At 50.5% G+C, this 364-nt stretch carries 1 protein-coding gene; it reads right to left on the reverse strand.

Annotated features, from left to right (window positions below; all coding sequences use genetic code 11):
- Window positions 1–364 (reverse strand): NEW3 domain-containing protein (locus ACWA6V_RS11785; protein ID WP_449522678.1); only part of this gene is annotated, 364 nt, incomplete at both ends.

Below are 364 nucleotides of genomic sequence, written 5' to 3' on the forward strand. Positions count from 1 at the left end.
CCGAAGGAAATACTGGTAGTGGTCACGCCGTTTCTAGCCGTAGTCACCAGATTGGGAGCCTTCACTGTCCAGCTCACCGTTTTGGTTGCACCATCCGCGATAGTGCCGGTGTTTTGGGTTACCGCACCGGATACCAGCGTAAAGCCTGCGGGCAAATTGATTTTTACGTTGACATTGTGCGCATCCAGATCACCGGTATTTTTTACTGCAACCGAGTAAGTGAAATTAAAATTGCGAATCACACTCGCGGGTGCAGTAATCGTATTGGTGAAAGCAGGGCCGCTGGCAAGCGCAAAATTTTCTTCGGTTGCCAAGGTGTATGGCTCGCTGCTGGCACCATCAAACGATGAGCTGTAGGCGTAAA

The sequence above is a fragment of the Cellvibrio sp. genome (genome assembly GCF_053579595.1).